This is a genomic window from Halomonas sp. M4R1S46 (genome assembly GCF_025725685.1).
Lineage (GTDB): Bacteria > Pseudomonadota > Gammaproteobacteria > Pseudomonadales > Halomonadaceae > Halomonas.
The window spans coordinates 23,390-39,691 of the sequence record NZ_CP107008.1; the positions used below are offsets into that span (position 1 = coordinate 23,390).

General features: G+C 70.9%; 15 protein-coding genes and 1 other RNA gene. 10 read left to right on the plus strand and 6 right to left on the minus strand.

The features are described 5' to 3' along the window. Positions 1-28: 28 nt before the first annotated feature. Positions 29-1,543: a threonine ammonia-lyase, biosynthetic gene (ilvA, locus tag OCT48_RS00095; protein WP_263590786.1), complete on the plus strand. Its 1,515-nt coding sequence runs from the start codon at positions 29-31 to the stop codon at positions 1,541-1,543. A 357-nt stretch (positions 1,544-1,900) separates the two neighbouring features. On the opposite strand, the gene OCT48_RS00100 is transcribed toward ilvA, so the two are convergent. The 3 genes from OCT48_RS00100 to OCT48_RS00110 all read right to left on the minus strand — a co-directional run bounded on the left by OCT48_RS00100 (position 1,901) and on the right by OCT48_RS00110 (position 3,071). Next, complete coding sequence (locus tag OCT48_RS00100; protein WP_263590787.1) at positions 1,901-2,533, minus strand: 5-formyltetrahydrofolate cyclo-ligase; 633 nt, start codon at positions 2,531-2,533, stop codon at positions 1,901-1,903. A gap of 8 nt (positions 2,534-2,541) precedes the next feature. Next, a non-coding RNA gene (gene ssrS, locus OCT48_RS00105) (6S RNA) lies at positions 2,542-2,726 on the minus strand. A 45-nt stretch (positions 2,727-2,771) separates the two neighbouring features. After that, positions 2,772-3,071: a cell division protein ZapA gene (locus OCT48_RS00110; protein ID WP_263590788.1), complete on the minus strand. Its 300-nt coding sequence runs from the start codon at positions 3,069-3,071 to the stop codon at positions 2,772-2,774. A 155-nt stretch (positions 3,072-3,226) separates the two neighbouring features. Here OCT48_RS00110 and OCT48_RS00115 point away from each other — a divergent pair, with 155 nt between their 5' ends. From OCT48_RS00115 to OCT48_RS00130, 4 genes are all read left to right on the plus strand, one after another. After that, positions 3,227-3,808, plus strand: coding sequence for a UPF0149 family protein (locus OCT48_RS00115; RefSeq protein WP_263590789.1), 582 nt, complete (start codon positions 3,227-3,229; stop codon positions 3,806-3,808). Positions 3,809-3,858: 50 nt separating this feature from the next. Continuing rightward, positions 3,859-5,196, plus strand: a complete 1,338-nt coding sequence (locus OCT48_RS00120; protein ID WP_263590790.1) for an aminopeptidase P N-terminal domain-containing protein — start codon at positions 3,859-3,861, stop codon at positions 5,194-5,196. Between the two features lie 64 nt (positions 5,197-5,260). Beyond that, entirely contained in the window at positions 5,261-6,484 is a 1,224-nt protein-coding gene (gene ubiH, locus OCT48_RS00125; RefSeq protein ID WP_263590791.1) for a 2-octaprenyl-6-methoxyphenyl hydroxylase, read from the plus strand. Next, a complete protein-coding gene (locus tag OCT48_RS00130) occupies positions 6,481-7,734 on the plus strand; it encodes a UbiH/UbiF/VisC/COQ6 family ubiquinone biosynthesis hydroxylase (RefSeq protein ID WP_263590792.1) in 1,254 nt (417 codons plus the stop codon). Before ubiH ends, OCT48_RS00130 begins: the two co-directional genes overlap by 4 nt. 78 nt (positions 7,735-7,812) lie before the next feature. Here OCT48_RS00130 and OCT48_RS00135 read toward each other — a convergent pair whose 3' ends face one another. The 3 genes from OCT48_RS00135 to gpmI form a co-directional block, all read right to left on the minus strand. Continuing rightward, positions 7,813-9,135 carry a S41 family peptidase gene (locus OCT48_RS00135; protein WP_263590793.1) on the minus strand — a complete coding sequence of 441 codons (1,323 nt, stop codon included), beginning with the start codon at positions 9,133-9,135 and terminating at the stop codon, positions 7,813-7,815. Positions 9,136-9,311: 176 nt separating this feature from the next. Further along, complete coding sequence (locus OCT48_RS00140; RefSeq protein WP_318152537.1) at positions 9,312-10,463, minus strand: murein hydrolase activator EnvC family protein; 1,152 nt, start codon at positions 10,461-10,463, stop codon at positions 9,312-9,314. Between the two features lie 5 nt (positions 10,464-10,468). After that, positions 10,469-12,043, minus strand: a complete 1,575-nt coding sequence (gene gpmI / locus OCT48_RS00145) for a 2,3-bisphosphoglycerate-independent phosphoglycerate mutase (RefSeq protein ID WP_263590795.1) — start codon at positions 12,041-12,043, stop codon at positions 10,469-10,471. Positions 12,044-12,255: 212 nt separating this feature from the next. Here gpmI and OCT48_RS00150 point away from each other — a divergent pair, with 212 nt between their 5' ends. From OCT48_RS00150 to gshB, 5 genes are all read left to right on the plus strand, one after another. After that, positions 12,256-12,678: a rhodanese-like domain-containing protein gene (locus OCT48_RS00150; protein WP_263590796.1), complete on the plus strand. Its 423-nt coding sequence runs from the start codon at positions 12,256-12,258 to the stop codon at positions 12,676-12,678. Between the two features lie 53 nt (positions 12,679-12,731). Continuing rightward, a complete protein-coding gene (gene secB / locus OCT48_RS00155; protein WP_263590797.1) occupies positions 12,732-13,250 on the plus strand; it encodes a protein-export chaperone SecB in 519 nt (172 codons plus the stop codon). A gap of 243 nt (positions 13,251-13,493) precedes the next feature. Next, the gene (locus OCT48_RS00160; RefSeq protein WP_263590798.1) at positions 13,494-14,225 is read left to right on the plus strand and encodes a 16S rRNA (uracil(1498)-N(3))-methyltransferase; all 732 of its coding nucleotides are present in this window, start codon (positions 13,494-13,496) and stop codon (positions 14,223-14,225) included. 113 nt (positions 14,226-14,338) lie between these two features. Then, positions 14,339-15,007, plus strand: a complete 669-nt coding sequence (locus tag OCT48_RS00165) for a S1 RNA-binding domain-containing protein (protein WP_263592547.1) — start codon at positions 14,339-14,341, stop codon at positions 15,005-15,007. A gap of 318 nt (positions 15,008-15,325) precedes the next feature. Then, positions 15,326-16,297, plus strand: a complete 972-nt coding sequence (gshB, locus tag OCT48_RS00170; protein ID WP_263590799.1) for a glutathione synthase — start codon at positions 15,326-15,328, stop codon at positions 16,295-16,297. Positions 16,298-16,302: the final 5 nt, after the last annotated feature.

Sequence of the window (16,302 nt, forward strand, 5' to 3'; positions counted from 1 at the left end):
TCTCGCGTCACCCCATTGGGATATCAGGATGCTCGAAGCCACCGTCAAGAAGATTCTCCAGGCCCGGGTCTATGAGGCCGCCCGGGAAACGCCGATCTCCCCGGCCCCCTTCCTCTCTCGCCGATTCAACAACCAGATCCTGATCAAGCGCGAGGACCTGCAGCCGGTCCACTCCTTCAAGATTCGCGGCGCCTACAACAAGATGGCCCAGCTCACCGACGAGCAGAAGGCCAAGGGCGTGATCGCCGCCTCGGCGGGCAACCATGCCCAGGGCCTGGCCATGGCCGCCAAGCTGATGGGCGTCAAGGCGGTGATCGTCATGCCGCGCATCACCCCCGAGATCAAGGTGGCCGCCGTGCGCGCCCGGGGCGCCAAGGTGGTGCTCAAGGGCGATGCCTTCGCCGAGGCCGCCGCCCATGCCCAGGAGCTGATCGCCGAGCACGGCTATACCTATATCCCGCCCTTCGACGATATCGACGTCATCGCCGGGCAAGGCACCATCGCCGTGGAGATCCTGCGCCAGCACGCCGGCCGCCTGGATGCCATCTTCGTGCCGGTGGGCGGCGGCGGCCTGATCGCCGGCGTGGCCGCCTACGTCAAGTACCTGCGCCCCGAGATCAAGGTGATCGGCGTGGAGTCGGAGGACAGCGCCTGCCTCAAGGCGGCCCTGGACAGCGGCGAGCGGGTGATCCTCGACCAGGTCGGGGTCTTCGCCGAGGGCGTCGCCGTGGCCCAGATCGGTGAGGCGCCCTTCGCGGTGATGCGGGACCTGGTGGATGACGTCATTACCGTCAACACCGACGAGATGTGCGCGGCGGTCAAGGACATCTTCGAGGAGACCCGGGCGGTCTCCGAGACCTCCGGCGCCCTGTCGCTGGCCGGCCTCAAGAAGTACATCCAGCGGACCGGCGTGTCGGGCGAGACCCTGGTCTGCATCAACTCCGGGGCCAACACCAACTTCGATCGCCTGCAGCACATCGCCGAACGCACCGAACTCGGCGAGCAGCGCGAGGCGATCCTGGCGGTGACCATCCCCGAGAAGCCGGGCAGCTTCAAGAAGTTCTGCCGCACCATCGGCAAGCGCATGGTCACCGAGTTCAACTATCGCTATGCCGATCCCGCGCAGGCGCACATCTTCGTCGGCGTCCAGGTCAAGCCCGGCGGGGAGGATCGCCAGGCGGTGATCGACAAGCTGCGCGAGGCCGGCTACCCGGTGGAGGACCTCACCGACAACGAGCTGGCCAAGCTGCATATCCGCCACCTGGGGGGCGGACGGCCGAAGGAGCGTTTCGACGAGGAGGTCTATCGCTTCGAGTTCCCCGAGCGTCCCGGTGCGCTGATGAACTTCCTCACCCACCTGCCCCAGGACTGGAACATCTCGTTGTTCCACTACCGCAACCATGGGGCGGCCTATGGGCGGGTGCTGGTGGGCATGCAGGTGCCCAACGGCGACCGCACCCATGTCGAGGAATACTTCGACGACATCGGCTATCGCTACTGGAAGGAATCCGACAATCCCGCCTATCGCCTGTTCATGGCCTGAGGCGAGCCGGGGTGAGCGCTGACATACCCCGGATGGCGGATCATCCCTGGCATGATTTTTCTCATGCGTTGAGCATGATAGTTGTCATGTCCGGGACCTTTCGCTAGGCTTCCGTCGTCGACAGGCGACGAGGCTGTCGCCTGATTGCGACCCGAACATGATGGTGGCCGAAGGGAGTCGAGGGATGAAGCGCAAGCCCGATCTTGTCATGACGCTGGTGTTGATCTTCGGGATCGGGGTGGTGGCGACCGGTTATGCCCAGGCGCTGGCCGGCAACTGAGTCCCGGGCCTGGATGGCAAAAGGCGGCCGATGCCCTGCATCGGCCGCCTTTTGCGTTACCGGGCGTGGTCGCCGCCTCAGGGCCGCAGGATACGGGTATCGCTGACGATGGCGTCCAGCGGCACGTCCCAGGGCGCCACGGGCAGCCGTGCGACGCGCTGGCAGTCGTGGGCCAGGCCGATCAGCCTCGGGCGGGGGCCCGGGCGGCGGGTGAAGGCCAGGGTGCGGTCGTAGAAGCCCCCGCCCATGCCGATGCGCTGGCCGTGGTCGTCGAAGCCCACCAGCGGCAACAGGATCAGGTCGAGGGTCCAGGGCGCCCGGCGGCGTGCCCGGTGGGCGCCATGGCGGGTGCAGGGCTCGGGGATGCCGAAGCGGTTGGTCACCATGGGCGTGCCGCGATGGTAGTGGACGAACCACAGGGAATTATGGGTGAGCGGCCGGAGCACCGGCAGGTAGACGCGGGCGTTGCGGGCGTGCAGCCAGCGCATCAGCGGGGTGGGGTCGATCTCGCCGTCGTTGGGCAGGTAGAGGGCCACGCGTTTGGCGTGACGGACTTCCGGCAGCCGGCGCAGGCGCTGGCATAGCCGGGTGGCGGCCTCGCGTTGCTGCCTGGCGCTCAGGGCACGGCGACGATGCCTGAGGTCGCGGCGCAGGCGGCGGCGGGCGTCGTCTCGTGTCACGGGTGCGGCGATATCCTGCATGTCGGTCATGTCGGATGAGGTTCCCCAGAGTGCCGCTGTCGTTCTGGCCCTTGAACCCAGTGGTTCAAGGTGGGTGGCCGCAGCCGAACCGTCAGGCTTTCCGTCGCACGGACATGCACACGGGCTCGGCTAGCATTTGGCCCCCTGGGTATTGCTCATAGGCTCGAGGGACTATAACGACTGGCGCACACCCCAGGGAACGTCTCCATCCTAGCAGAGCCGCCGGCCGGGCCAAAGTGAAGAATCCTCAGCGACCGGGGGCGTCGGCCAGGGCGCGCTCCAGGCGCTGGCTGAGCTCGCTCAGGCTGTGCTCGCCGGCGCGGCGCTCGTCCAGGGCCTCGAGGAGCTCGTGGGTGATGTTCAGGGCGGCCATGATGGCGATCTTCTCCCGATCGACCACCTTGCCCTGGGCATGGATGCCCTGCATGGCGCGATCCAGGTAGCGGGCGGCGCGCTCCAGCTTGTCCTGCTCCTCGGGGGGACAGGCGATGACGTACTGGCGTTCCAGCAGGCTGATCTCGGTGGTGGGCCGCGAGGCGTCGGTCATGGGGTCTCCGGCGGGGGCCGCGGCACGCGCCATTGCAGGTGCGCGCCATGGGGCCCCGATGCGTTAACATCGTGGGCATCACGAATATCAAGCCACTATAAGAGAGCCGTTTGCAGGCGGTCAACGCGCCGCGCGGCTCCAGCACGGACGGTTCCATGTCACTGATCAACGAACGCCAGGATTTCTCCGATATCGCCGACACCTTCCTGCTGCATGGCAGCATGCAGTCGCCGGCCTTCCTCGATGGTCGCCTGTGCGCCTCCCTGGCGCTGCACGACCTCAGCGCCGAAGCCTGGCTGGAGGCGGTCTGCCTCAGCCTGGGGGTCGAACAGCCGCGGGACGAGGCCGCCGCCGAGCGCCTGCTGGGCTGGCGGCGCCAGACCCTGGAGGCGCTGGCCGGCAGCGAGCTCAACTTCGAGCCGCTGCTGCCGGACGAGCTGTTCTCGCTGGCCGAGCGGGCCCAGGGCCTCAAGGAATGGACCCAGGGCTTCCTCGAGGTGCTCCAGGATGCCGGCGAGGCCACGCGCCAGGGGTGGTCCGAATCGCTGCGGGAGGCCATCGACGATCTCCAGGGGCTCTCCGCGATCGACACCGATATCGACGACAGCGCCGAGAACGAGAACGACCTCTTCGCCCTGACCGAGCACGCACGCATGGCGGCCATGCTGCTCTACACCGAGCAGCACCCCGGCCAGCCCCAGGTGGAGCAGGCGGACGACCCCGGCCCCCAGCACTGAGGCCCGTGCCGCCCCGCCCTGCCGCCGTCCATCCCCATCGAGGAGCCGCCATGTCCGCCGATCCCCTGCCCCGTCCCGCCCCCATCGGCCTCGAGGAGTTCCGTGAGCGCCGTTGCCGCCTGATGGCCCAGCTGCCGCCGGAGGCCGCCGTACTGCTGCCGGGGGCCTCGCTGGTGACCCGTTCCCGGGACAGCGAATTCGCCTTCCGCCAGGACAGCGACTTCCACTACCTGACCGGCTTTCCCGAGCCCGACGCCCTGCTGCTGCTTTTGCCTGGCCGGGAAGCCGGCGAGAGCGTGCTGTTCTGCCAGGATCGGGATCCCGAGATGGAGACCTGGACCGGCCGGCGTCTCGGCGCCCGGGGGGCCGAGTGCCACCACGGCATCGACCAGGCCTTCGAGAACGCCGAACGCGACGCGCGCCTCACCGAGTTGCTGGACGGTCGCACCACCCTCTACCTGCCGCTGGGCGACGGCAAGGCCCTGCGCCTCGCCGAGCGAATTCGCGGCAGCCTGCTGGCCGGGGCGCGTCGCGGGGCGCGGGCTCCGCTGTCCTTCGCCGACATCGCCGGGCCCATTCACGAGCTGCGCCTGGTCAAGAGCGCCGCCGAACTGGCGCTGATGCGCCATGCCGGCGAGATCACCGGCCTCGCCCACCGTCGCGCCATGGGCGCGGCCCGCGCCGGCCGCGCCGAGTACCAGCTGCAGGCCGACCTCGAGCACGAGTTCCGCTGGCAGGGCGGCAGCGGCCCGGCCTATGCCAGCATCGTCGCTGGCGGCGCCAATGCCCGTGTGCTGCACTACATCGAGAATCGCGAGCCCCTGCGGGGCGGGGAGCTGGTGCTGATCGATGCCGGCGCCGAGTTCGATCTCTATGCCGGCGATGTGACCCGCACCTTCCCGGTCGACGGACGCTTCGACGCGGCCCAGCGCGCCCTCTACGAGGTGGTGCTGGAGGCCCAGGAGCGAGCCATCGCGGCCGTGCGCCCGGGCGCCACACTGGTCGGCATCCATCGCGGGGTGGTGCGGGAGCTCACGGCGGGGCTGCTGCGCCTGGGGCTGCTGGAGGGCGAGCTGGAGGCCTGCCTCGAGGCCGATGCCTGCCGCCGCTTCTTCCCTCACGCCACCTCCCACTGGCTGGGGCTCGATGTCCACGACGTGGGCAGCTACCACCTGGACGGCGAGCCCCGTCCCCTGGTGCCGGGCATGGTGCTGACCATCGAGCCGGGGCTCTACGTGCCCGAGGACGAGGACCTGCCCGAGCCCTTCCGGGGCCTCGGCATCCGCATCGAGGACGACGTGGCGGTGACGCCCGACGGGCATGAGGTGCTCACCGCCTCGGCCCCCAAGCGGGTGGCCGATATCGAAGCCCTGATGGCGAAAGAATGACCGGCTGATCGATCGGTCAGTTGTCTTTATGTAATGTACGTTACGGAATAATGGAGGGTGTCGCATGAGCGAGTCGGCCGGAGGCAAGGCCCCGCGTCGCGTGGATATCGCCATCATCGGCGGCGGGCTGGTCGGGGCCAGCCTGGGCTGTGCCCTGGCGCCGCTGATCCGGCGGCTGGGCCTGACGGTGGCGGTGATCGAGGCCGCTCCCCTGCCGGCGGAGCTGGACGCCCCCTGGCAGCCGAGCTTCGATGCCCGCGCCAGTGCCATCGCCCAGGGCTCGGTGCGCCACTTCGCCGAGCTGGCGCTGTGGCCGGCGATGGCGGAGCAAGCCGCGCCCATCCGCTGCATCCATGTCAGCGAGCAGGGCCGACTCGGGGCAACCCGCCTGCGCGCCGAGGAACTGGGTGGCGAGGCGCTCGGCCAGGTGGTTCCCAATGCCTGGCTGGGGCGCGTGCTGCACCGCCGGCTCGGCGAGCTGCCCCTCGCCTGGCATTGCCCGGCCCGGGTCGAGGCGATCCAGCCGGTGGCCGGTGGCCATCGGCTGGGCCTGTCCGACGGCGCCTGGCTCGAGGCCGGCCTGACGGTGCTCGCCGACGGGGGCCGGTCGGGGCTCAAGGAGCGGCTCGGCATCGAGAGCCGGGAGCGTCCCTACGACCAGGTCGCGCTGATCGCCAGCGTGGAGGTCGACCGTCCCCATGACGGCATGGCCTACGAGCGCTTCACCACGGCCGGCCCCATCGCCCTGCTGCCGCTCAAGGGACAGGCCATGGAACTGGTCTGGACCCACGCAGCCGGCCGCGAGCGGCCCCGGCTGGCGCTGGAGGACGGCGACTTCCTGGCCCAGCTGCAGGCGGCCTTCGGTGACCGGGCCGGCCGCTTTCGCCGGGTGGGCCGCCGGCACGCCTATCCGCTCTCGCTGGTCACCGCCCGGGAGACGACCCGGCCGGGGCTGGCGATGCTGGGCAACGCCGCCCACGCGCTGCACCCGGTGGCCGGCCAGGGCTTCAACCTGGCGCTGCGCGGGGTCATGGACCTGGTGGCGGCCATCGAGGCCGGCGCGACCCGGGGCGAGGCGCCGGGCAGCCCGGCGACCCTGGCGGACTTCGAGGCCCGACGTGCCGGCGATCGCCACGGCGTCATCCGCTTCAGCGATGGCCTGGTGCGGCTGTTCGGGCTCGACAGCCCCGTGCTGTCCCATGCGCGTGCCGCGGGCCTGGTGGGGCTCAATCTGGTGGGGCCGCTGCGTCGGACCCTGGCCCGGCGGGCCATGGGGGTGGAACGATGAGCACACCGCGACAGGAAGACGTTCCCGCGCTAGCGGGCGAGGTGATCATCGTCGGCGGCGGGATGGTCGGCGCGACCCTGGCCTGCCTGCTCGGCCAGGCGGGCGTGCCGGTGACCCTGCTGGACGCCCGGGAGGGGCCCCTCGATGCCGCCGCGGCGGGGCGCGGCCAGCCCGGCCTGCGGGTCAGCGCCCTGACCCCGGTGTCCCAGCGGCTGCTCGACGGGCTGGGTGCCTGGTCGTGGATGCGTGCGCGCCGCGTCACCCCCTATCGCCACATGCAGGTGTGGGACGCCGAGGGCACCGGCGAGGTGAACTTCTCCGCCGACCAGGCGGGGCTGCCGGTGCTGGGCCATATCGTCGAGAACGACGTGGTGGTGGCGGCCCTGGAGGCTCGCCTGGCCGCACTGCCGACGGTGCGGCGGCGTTTCGGGGCCCGGGTGACCGGCCTGGAGGCCACGGACCGCGGGCGAGAGGTGGTGCTGGCCGGGGGCGAGCGGCTGGCCGCGCCGCTGGTGGTGGCCGCCGACGGGGCCCGTTCGCCGCTGCGCGAGCTGGCCGGCATCGAGGTCGAGGCCCATGACACCGGCCACGCGGCGGTGGTCACCACGGTGCGTACCGCCCGTGCCCATGGCGGCGTGGCCCGCCAGGCCTTCCTGGCCGAGGGGCCGCTGGCCTTCCTGCCACTGACCCTGGACGACGATGCCGGCTACTGCTCCATCGTCTGGTCGACCTCCCCCGAGGAGGCCATGCGGCTGACCGACCTCTCCGCCGAGGCCCTGGGCCAGGCACTGGAGACGGCGATCGAGGGACGGCTCGGGGTGGTGACGGTGATCGACCGCGCCCAGGCCGTGCCGCTGACCCAGCGGCATGCCCGGCGCTATGTGCTGCCGGGGCTGGCGCTGGTGGGAGATGCCGCCCACAGCATCCACCCCCTGGCCGGCCAGGGGGTCAACCTGGGGCTGATGGATGTCGCGGTGCTGGCCGAGGAACTACTCGAGGGCCGCCGACGGGGCGTGGCCCCCGGCTGCGAGGCCTGGCTGGCCCGCTATGCCCGGCGGCGGCGCGGCGACAACGCCGCCATGCTCAAGCTGATGGATGGCTTCCGGCTGCTGTTCGGCACTCGCCACCCGGCGCTGACCCTGGCCCGCAACCTGGGCCTCGTCGGGGTCGATCGGCTGGCCCCGCTCAAGCGACTGCTGATGCAGCAGGCCACCGGTCGCCGTGGTCGCCTGCCGGCCTCCTGCCGCTAGTCGGAGGTCGGGTAAGCGAGCCTGCGAGCGCAGCCGACGACTCGTGGCGAATGCGGCCCTCGGCCGACGGGCGCCTCGTCACTCGGCCGGCTCGGGGGCCTCGGTCACCGGGACATCCCGCTGGCTCAGCACGTTCAGCGCCTTGAGCAGGTTGAGGGCCTCGCCGAGCTGGTAATCGTCGCGCAGGCGGTCGCTGGTCGCGTCCGCCTCGGAGCCTTCCCGCTCGCCGGCCAGGTGGCCCTCGAGATCGGCCTCGCGCACGCGCATGCCGTTGCCCTCGGCGAGCTCCAGGCGGCCGCGGACCACCTCCACGTCCGGGACGATACCCTGGGCCTGGATCGAGCGGCCGTTGGGCGTGAAGTAGAGGGCGGTGGTCAGCTTCAGGGCCTCGCCGTCCCCCAGCGGCATGATCTGCTGCACCGAGCCCTTGCCGAAGCTCTCGGTGCCCATCACCACGCCCCGCCGCTGGTCCTGGAGGGCGCCGGCGACGATCTCCGCCGCCGAGGCGCTGCCGCCATTGATCAGCACCACCAGCGGCACCGCGGGCGCGGCGGTCTGGCGACCGGCGGAGAAACGCATCGCGCTGTCCGCCAGGCGCCCCTCGGTGTAGACGATCAGGCCGCTGTCGAGGAAGGTATCGGCCACGTCCACGGCGGCCTGGAGCACGCCGCCGGGGTTGTTGCGCAGGTCCAGCACCAGGCCCTCCAGCGGGCCGTCCGCGGTCAGCGCCTCGAGGGCCTCGATGACCTGCCCCCCGGTGCGGGACTGGAACTGGCTGATGCGCAGGTAGCCGTAGCCGGGCGCCAGCCGCTCATGGCGCACGCTCTGGGTACGGATGATCTCGCGCTCGATCTCGACGCTGCGGGGCGCGTCCTCGCCCTGGCGCATGATGGTCATGCGGATGGTGGTGCCCGGCTCGCCGCGCATCAGCTCCACGGCCTCCTGCAGCGACAGCCCCTCGGTGGGGGTGTCGTCGATGCGCAGGATCATGTCCTGGGCCTGGAGGCCGGCCCGGGAGGCCGGGGTGTCGTCGATGGGGGTGATCACGGTCAGTTGGCCGTCACGCTTGCCCACCTCGATGCCCACGCCGCCGAACTCGCCCTCGGTGGACTCGCGCAGGCTCTGGTAGGCCTCCGCATCCAGGTAGGTGGAATGGGGGTCCAGCTCGCTGAGCATGCCGCGGGTGGCGTTGCGCAGCAGGGTCGCATCGTCGACCTCCTCCACATAGGCCCGCTTGATGCGCTCGAAGACCTCGGCGAAGGACTGGATCTCGGCCACCGGGAGATCCTCCTCGGCAGCCGCGACGGCGGGAAGAGACAGGGACAGCAGGGCGACGACGGGGACCAGCGCCGAACTCAGGCGCCGCAGCGGGGCGGTCAGGCCGGCGGGACGTAAGGGCATGCAGGCTCTCGCAGTTCCGGTATGGGGGCGTCCAGCATAGCGTGGCCGCGCCCGGCAATGGAATAGCGGGCCCGGGAGCCTGGTTCGTTACATAGCGGGCGAGTCGCCTCATCGGCTCGATACGCTCGTCGCGAAACCCGAGCGTCTCGCGACGATCGGTCACATCCGACAGGCGCCTAGCGCCGGGCGACCCAGCCGCTGGGATCGATGGGCTCCCCGTTGCGGCGTACCTCGAAGTAGAGGCCGGGGGCGGACTGGCCACCCGAGGCCCCCACCGCGCCCAGGGCGTCGCCCCGGGACACCGCCTGACCCACCTGGACGGCGAAGTGCTGGAGATGGGCATGCAGGGTCATGACCCGGTCGCCGTGGTCGATGATCAGCAGGTTGCCGAAGCCGCGCATCCAGTCGGCGAACACCACCCGGCCGGCGTGCACCGCCTCCACCGGCGCGCCCTCGGCGGCACGGATCAGCAGGCCGTTGCGATGCACGCCGCGGCCCCCGCCGAAGCCGGACACCACCTCGCCCTGCACCGGCCAGGGCAGCTCGCCCCGGGTGGTGGCGATGGCCGTCGACGGCGGCGGTTGCTGCAGCCTTGCCAGGCGCTCCTGCACCCGGCGCAGCACGCGCTCGGCGTGGGCCCGGTCCTGGTCGAGCGCCGTCAGGCGCGCCTCCTCGGAGGCGTAGCGCTGGTCGAGCTCGGCCACCAGGGCCTCGCGCTCGTCCATGCGCGAGGCCAGTTCGGCGCTGCGCCGCTCCAGCTCTCTGGCCAGGGTCTCGAGCCGCTCGCCGCGGGCGTCCAGGGTCCGGCGGTTGTCGGCCAGTGCCGCCTCCAGCCGGGCGATCTCGTCGAGCCGCGCATGGCGGGCCTCGGCGAGATGGTTGAGGTAGGTCTGCAGGCGGTCCAGCCGGGCCGGGTCGTCCTGGTTGAGCAGCAGCTTGAGCTGGGGGGTGAGGCCCAGGCGATAGAGGGCGTCGAGCTGGTCGCCGAGGGCGGCCAGCTGGTCGTCGTGCTCCGCCTGGAGCGCCTCGCGGCGCGCCTCCAGGTCCGCGACCTCCCGGGTGAGACTCCGCCGCTCGGCCTGCAGCACATCCAGCCGACGATGGGTCTCGGCCAGGGCGGTCTCGACCTCGCGCAGCGCCTCGCTGGCCGCGTCGCGGGCCCGGCCGGTGGCGGACAGCTCCTCCGTCACCGCCTGGATGCGCTCGCCGATGGCATCGAGCCGCGCCCGGGCCTCCTGCTCCCCGGTCGGTGCGGCCAGGGCCGGGGCCAGGCCCAGCCACAGTAACAGGGGCAGCCATCGGGCGGCCCCGGTGGGTGGGCGCGACACCGCCCTCACGCGTCGTCGATCAGCACCCGGCCCGTCATCTCCTCGGGGACCGGCTGGTTCATCAGGGTCAGCAGGGTGGGGGCGAGATCGCACAGCCGGCCGTCGTCGTGCAGTCGGACGGGGCGGGGCCCGACATAGATCAGCGGCACGTCGAAGGTGGTGTGGGCGGTCTGGGCGGCACCGGTCTCGGGATGGACCATCTGTTCGGCGTTGCCGTGGTCGGCGGTGATCAGGCAGGCGCCGCCCACCTTCTCGATGGCCTCGACGACGCGGCCGACGCAGGCGTCCACGGCCTCGATGGCCGCCACGGCGGCAGCGAAGTCACCGGTATGGCCGACCATGTCGCCGTTGGCGTAGTTGCACACGATCAGGTCGTGGGCGCCGGACTCGATGGCCTCCACCAGGCGGTCGGTGACCTCCACGGCGCTCATCTCGGGCTTCTCGTCGTAGGTCTTCACGTCCTGGGGCGAGGGCACCAGGATGCGGGTCTCACCCCGGTACTCCGCCTCGCGACCACCGGAGAAGAAGAAGGTCACGTGGGCGTACTTCTCGGTCTCGGCGATGCGCAGCTGGGTGAGGCCGCGCTGCTCCATCACCTCGCCCAGGGTGTTGGGCAGGTCGGCCGGCGGGAAGGCGGCCGGCGCGGGGATGTCAGCGGCGTACTGGGTCATGGTCACCAGGCTGCCGCCGGCGAGCCGCGGCCGTGCCCGACGCTCGAAGCCGGCGAAATCGTCCTCGACGAAGGCGCGGGTCAGTTCCCGGGCGCGGTCGGCACGGAAGTTCATGAACAGCACCGCGTCGCCGTCCTCGACCGCCACCGGCCGACCGTCGACGGTCACGGCGGTAGCGCCGACGAACTCGTCGGTCTCCTCCCGGGAATAGGCCTCCTGCAGGCCCTGCTCGGCGCTGACGGCGGTGTACTCGCCCTCGCCTTCGGTGATCAGCCGGTAGGCCTTCTCCACCCGGTCCCAACGGTTGTCGCGGTCCATGGCATAGTAGCGGCCGATGATCGAGGCCACGCAGCCGTTGCCCTCGCCGACCAGTTCGGCGAGGCGGGCGTTGGTGCGCTCCAGGGAGGCCAGGGCGCTCTTGGGCGGGGTGTCGCGGCCGTCGAGGAAGCCATGCACGTAGATGCGCCGGGCGCCGCGACGGGCGGCCAGCTCGGCCATGGCCAGGATATGGTCCTCGTGGCTGTGCACGCCGCCCGGCGACAGCAGGCCCATCAGGTGCACGGCCTTGTCGGCGGTGGCGGCGCCATCGAGGGCGTCGGTGAGGATCGCGTTGCGCTCCAGGTCGCCGTCCTCGATGGCCTTGGTGATGCGGGTGAAGTCCTGATAGACGATGCGCCCCGCCCCGAGGTTCATGTGACCGACCTCCGAGTTGCCCATCTGGCCGTCGGGCAGGCCCACGTAACGCCCATCGGTATGCACCAGGGCGTGGGGTTGCTGCTCCCACAGCCGGTCCATCACCGGGGTCCGTGCCGCCAGGATCGCGTTGTCGGCGGCGTCGGGGTTGTAGCCGTAGCCATCGAGGATGATCAGTGCCACCGGGCGGGGCGTCGGGGTCGAAGCGTCGGTCATGGAGTCTGGGCCTCTTGTTGGGCGCGACGGCACGACGGCCTGGCGGTCGTCATGGGGTCGCGACTTGCATCAGCTTGCGGCATCATATCGCACGGTCCCACCGGGCGTCATTTTGGCCGTCCGCGAAGGCCGCGGGCTTCATGTATACTGGCCGCCCGTCGGCGGTCGCCGGCCCCGTTCACCGTGCACCCGAAAAAGAGTTACCCCAAGCCATGATCGATCAGCTGTTCGAATTCGTGCAGAACCATCCGCTGCTGGTGGGCGCCTTCCTGCTGGTGCTGGTTGCCTGGATCCTCTACGAGGTCCGCAACAGCACCGCCAGCGGCGTGTCCGCCAGCGAGGCCACCCAGCTGGTCAATCGCGAGGATGCCGTGGTGCTCGATATCCGCGAGTCCGGCGACTTCAAGGCCGGCCATATCGCCGGCGCCCGCAACATTCCCCAGAGCCGGCTCGACGAGCGCATGAGCGAGCTCGACAAGTTCAAGAGCAAGCCGATCATCGTGGTCTGCAAGCACGGACAGAGCTCCGGCGCCGCCCTGGCCAAGCTGACCAAGGCCGGCTTCGAGCGCGTCTTCAAGCTCCGGGGCGGCATGACCCAGTGGCAGGCCGACAGCCTGCCGGTGGTCAAGAAGTAACCACCGCCTGCACTTTTTCATCTTCTCATCATCGACCCAAAGGACCCTTTCCCATGGCGGAAGACAACAACCAGAGCGGCGGCGCCAACGGCCAGGCCGCCGGCCAGCAGGACAAGCCCCAGGTGCAGTTCGCCCTGCAGCGCATCTACGTCAAGGACCTCTCCTTCGAGGCGCCGAACTCCCCCGCGGTGTTCCAGCAGCCGTTCAAGCCGAAGGTCGGCCTGGACCTGAACACCACCCACCAGAAGGTCGGCGAGGAGCTGTACGAGGTGGTGATCAAGGTCACTGCCCAGGTGACCCACAGCGAGGAAGGCACCACCTCCTTCCTGGCCGAGATCGAGCAGGCCGGCCTGTTCCGCATCGGCGGCATCGAGGGCGCGCAGCTGGACCACACCCTGGGCGCCTTCTGCCCCAACGTGCTGTTCCCCTATGCCCGCGAGTGCATCGACAACCTGGTCAACCGTGGCGGCTTCCCCCCGCTGATGCTGGCGCCGGTGAACTTCGAGGCGATCTACGCCCAGAAGAAGCAGCGCGAGGCCCAGCAGCAGCAGGGCGAGCAGGCCACCCAGTAAGCGACAGCTACGAGAGATGAGTGCCGGGGACAAGGCGGAGCGAGGGTCCTACGCCAGGGGTGAGGAGGTTCCTCCGAACGGGCTGGCCATGGGTGGCCAGCACTGGCCCTGCAAGCGGAGCAGGACGCGAGAGCGCCGCAGGGCGTCGGTAGCGCCCAAGGATGGGTTCACAGCGCCCTCGCTGAGCCTTGTTGCCGGGAAAGCTCATCGCGTTAACCGAACGAGCGCAGAATCTCTCAGCCCATGGCGATAAAGGCTCCACGTATTTACGTCGCCGCCGCGCTGTCCGCCGGCGGCGACGTCGTCCTGCCCGAGGGGGCCGCGCGCCACGTCGCGCGGGTCCTGCGCCTGGGCGAGGGTGCGCCCCTGGTGCTGTTCGACGGCGCCGGCGTGGAGGCCGAGGCGGTGCTGGTCGAGGCCGGCCGCAAGCGCGTGGTGGCCCGGGTCGAGGCGTTGCACGAGGGCCGCGGCGAGTCGCCGCTGGCGGTGCACCTGGGGCAGGCGGTCTCCAAGGGCGACCGCATGGATTACGCCATCCAGAAGGCCGTGGAGCTGGGGGTGGCCGCCATCACGCCGCTCTACACCGAGCACGGCGACGTGCGCCTCAAGGGCGACCGCGCGGCCAAGAAGCTCGCCCACTGGCAGGCGGTGGCCGCCAGCGCCTGCGAGCAGTGCGGCCGCGCCACCCTGCCGCCGGTGCACCCGCCCCTGGCCCTCGCCGACTGGCTGGCCGGACGCGAGGAGGCCCTGCGCCTGGTGCTGCATCCCGGGACCCCCGGGGCGCTCGACCGCCAGGCCACGACCGCCTCGGCGGCGCTGCTGATCGGCCCCGAGGGCGGCCTCTCCCCGGCCGAGGTGGAGGCCGCCGGTGCCGCCGGCTTCGCGGCCCTCTCCCTCGGCCCGCGCATCCTGCGCACCGAGACCGCCCCGGTGGTCGCGCTGACCCTGCTTCAGGATCGCTTCGGCGACCTGTGATCGACGCTTTTCCCGCCCAGGGCCCGCGCCCATAATGGCGGGACACTCTCTCCGGGATCCGCCCCATGTCCGATTTCCGTGATCGCCGCGCCGGCACGCCCCGCCGGGAACCCATGCGCCGCGCCCGTGAGCCCAAGGCGGGCATCGGCGAGGTGGCCTACCTGCCGGTGGTGACGGTCAACGACACCGGCGCCTTCCTCGACTGGGGGCACGCCCGAGACCTGCTGCTGCCCTACGGCGAGCAGCGCTTCCGGCCCTCGGTGGGCAAGCGGGTGCTGGTGATGATCCGCGAGGACGACCGTGGCCGGCCGGTCGCCACCCAGCGGCTCGACCGCTACCTGTCCGATCATGCCGAAGGACTCGCCGCCGGCGCCGCCGTGGAGCTGGTCATCGCCGAGCAGACCGACCTGGGCTACAAGGCGGTGGTCGACCATCGCTTCTGGGGGCTGCTCTATCGTGACGACGTGACTCGGCCGCTGCGCCGCGGCCAGCGCCTGGAAGGCCACGTGAAGCGGGTGCGCGACGACGGCCGGCTGGACCTGTCGCTGCTGCCGCCGGGGCCGGCGCGCCTCGACGTGGTGGGCGAGGCGGTGCTCAAGGCGCTGCGCGAGAGCGGCGGCTACCTGCCGCTCTCCGACGCCAGCCCGGCTGCGGCCATCAAGGCGCGCCTCGGGGTCAGCAAGAACGCCTTCAAGCAGGCCATCGGCCGGCTCTACAAGCAGCGCCGCATCGTCATCGAGGCCGGCGGCATCCGCTTCGTTCCCGGTGGCGACCAAGGCTGAGCACCATCTTCGAACCGGAGCTTGTCCGGCGACAGGCCTGCGAGGGGGCGCTGTGACCCCCTCCCTGGGCGCTACCGACGCCCTGCTGCGCTCTCGCGTCCCGCTCCGCTTGCCGGTCCGGTGCTGGCCATCCATGGCCAGCCCGTTCGGAGCCGTGCTCCTCACCCCTGGCGTAGGACCCCCTCTTCGACCTGTCCCCGGCGCTTCTCGCCATGCTGATGCCTGCAGGGCCGATCGCCTTGGAGTCCGCTGCGGCCATGCGGCATACTGCAGGCCTCCATTCCCTGCCGAGCATGCCCGGCGCAGACGAGTAGATCGATGAGCGAACGCCCCCTCAGGGTCGGTGTGGTGATGGATCCCATCGCCGACCTCAGCTACAAGAAGGACTCCAGCCTGGCCATGCTGTGGGCCGCCCAGGATCGTGGCTGGTCGCTGTACTACATGGAGCAGGAGGATCTCTTCCTGCGCGATGGCCGGGCCCATGCCCGCCTCAGCGCACTGGAGGTGTTCCGCGACCCCGAGCGCTGGTTCGCGCTGGGCGAGGCCGCGGCGCGCCCGCTGGCCGAGCTGGACGTCATCCTGATGCGCAAGGACCCGCCGGTGGACGGCCACTTCCTGAATGCCGTGCACCTGCTGGGCTTCGCCGAGCGCGAGGGCGTGCTGGTGGTCAACCCGACCCGCGCCCTGCTGGAGTGCAACGAGAAGCTCTTCGCCCAGCAGTTCCCCCAATGCTGCGCCCCGACCCTGGTGTCCTGCCGGGACACCGAACTGCGGACCTTCCACGCCGAGCATGGCGACGTCATCCTCAAGCCCCTGGACGGCATGGGCGGCAGCGGCATCTTCCACGTCCTCCCCGACGGCCGGAACCTGGGCGCGATCATCGAGACCCTCACCGAGCGGGGCACGCGGCAGATCATGGCCCAGCGCTACCTGCCGGAGATCAAGGCCGGCGACACCCGCATCCTGCTGGTGGACGGCGAGCCGGTGCCCTACGGCCTGGCCCGGGTGCCCATGGCCGGCGAGACCCGCGGCAACCTGGCCGCCGGCGGCCAGGGGGTCAGCCGCGAGCTGACCGACCGCGACCGCTGGCTGATCGAGCAGGTGCAGCCGATGATCCGCGAGAAGGGCCTGATGTTCGTCGGCCTCGACGTGATCGGCGACTACATCACCGAGATCAACGTCACCAGCCCGACCTGCGTGCGCGAGATCGACGACCAGCGCGACACCGATATCGCCGGGCTGTTGATGAATGCCGTCGAACATCGCCTCGCCGAGCGCGCTCGGGGCTGAGCGGA